Genomic DNA, 1,764 nt, shown 5'->3' on the forward strand with positions numbered 1-1,764 from the left:
ATTCGTTCAAGTTATTTCTTGCAATCTGCCCATTTAATTATCCTCCAAAATAGTGCTTTTCATTACTGTTGTGGTCGGCTGAAGTTCTTTAATGCAGCTAAATATAAAGAACCACCAATGATTGCAATAATTCCGCCAATCCAACCCAAAAACGGAATAAGTGCAATTGCGCCACCAACGATTAGTAAAACACCTGGTGCAGTATTTACTCTTGAATCGCCTTTATAATAAATTAATGCAATGATGCCTAACGCTAAAATGGCAATTTTTAAAATGTTTAACAGAGCCACTGTACCTGATGTGCTTGTTGCTGATCCAGTTGCCGCATCGCTTAGGGCGCCACCAGCGACAAACCAGCCCCCAAATAATAAGATGATTCCGCCAACTAATCCCACGATTCCGTTGGTAAGCGCTAAATTCTTTGTCTTCATGCTGAAGTTCCTCCTCTTTTAACAGCTTTTAATGTCGATCAGCTTATTGGACATAGTTTTTTAGTATTCTCTAGCAATATTAATTCTTATCGTGATTTTTCTGTGTCTGTGCGAGAAGTTCCTTATACTTATTAATTTCTGAGTTAAAACGGTCTGGTATATCTTCATTTGGGTGTAACTTTTTCCAGATGAAAATTCCAATCATTGACCAAAGGCCTGCACGAATTAAATCCTTTAGTTTGAGATGTCCCACTGTCATGAATTTAACGAACTTATTTAAAATCCAGTACATAATAGCGATAATAATTATTAACCATGTGAGAATAATAGACATATCTTCCTCCTAGTTATAGTAATAATAATTTCTACGATGTTTTTGTTTGATGGTCTGACCGACGTACAGTTGTGTACCAGAGTCTCCAAGACCATCTTTATATACATGAGTGATACCAGTGCTACTATCATCTAATCTATAAAGCATACCGTAATCAGTTTTCCACCCGTAAGCCATTCCCTGTGAAGTTTCTATAGACGAATATGCAGAGCCAACGTATTTTTGTAAAGTTTCGACGTCTTTTTGCCCAAAAACCTTAGCAAATGATTTGAGTTGGCCTTTGTTTACCCTTTTCTTGCTAGATTCTTTGGCTTCAGTCTGATCTTTTTTTATAGCGGCTTTATGAATTTCATTAGGAGATCCATCGAACAACTTATCATTTTCAAAATCTAAGTCATCAGATCCGTACATAAGCGTGCTTGAGTTCTCTTCTGTAGGCTTTCCCATGATAGCAGTGACCTGTGATTTAGTCATGCCAAGCTTAACTTTACTGAAATCATACTTTTTAGAACTAGATGATTTAGAAGAATGGCTTTGAGACGTTGAGTCTGTTGATTTTTTACTTGTAGTAGAGTCGCTATTTACCGAATTATAATTATTGCTCTCTGAAGAACTTTTTATGGCAGGGTCGAATATTATACCGATTACCATAAACACAAGAGATACAAGCAGTGATAATAGTCCGTACTTAAAAGAATGTTTGGTATCTTTATTTGTTAAAAATTTTAAAGTTCCCCGTCCAATAAAATACAGAAAAGCTATGAATGAAATTAAAAATACTGTATTAATAATCGCTGTCATAATTCCTCCAAATTAATGTTTTCTAATAGATCCCGTTCGTATAAGTAAACATAAGCGCTTGAGCTTTTTATGACTTCCTATCTGGTCAAGAACTTGTTAAAATAACGAAGCCAGTTCGTGTGGTAACTTGAAAAAATCTAAGAAGTCTAAAACATCTTCTTGTTTGCTCCAACCGTATTCCTCGGGGTTAGAAACAGT

The 1,764-nt window shown here is 35.7% G+C and carries 3 protein-coding genes; all 3 read right to left on the reverse strand.

Annotated features, from left to right (window positions below):
• Positions 1-62: 62 nt before the first annotated feature.
• The 3 genes from FC65_RS10475 to FC65_RS10485 all read right to left on the reverse strand — a co-directional run bounded on the left by FC65_RS10475 (position 63) and on the right by FC65_RS10485 (position 1,566).
• On the reverse strand, positions 63-431 hold the full coding sequence (locus tag FC65_RS10475; RefSeq protein WP_056972672.1) for a hypothetical protein: 369 nt from the start codon (positions 429-431) through the stop codon (positions 63-65).
• Positions 432-510: 79 nt separating this feature from the next.
• Entirely contained in the window at positions 511-765 is a 255-nt protein-coding gene (locus FC65_RS10480; protein ID WP_003642782.1) for a hypothetical protein, read from the reverse strand.
• A 9-nt stretch (positions 766-774) separates the two neighbouring features.
• The gene (locus FC65_RS10485) at positions 775-1,566 is read right to left on the reverse strand and encodes a hypothetical protein (protein WP_056972674.1); all 792 of its coding nucleotides are present in this window, start codon (positions 1,564-1,566) and stop codon (positions 775-777) included.
• Positions 1,567-1,764: the final 198 nt, after the last annotated feature.

Origin of the sequence: Ligilactobacillus acidipiscis DSM 15836 (assembly GCF_001435755.1) — a bacterium.
GTDB classification, from domain to species: Bacteria; Bacillota; Bacilli; order Lactobacillales; family Lactobacillaceae; genus Ligilactobacillus; species Ligilactobacillus acidipiscis.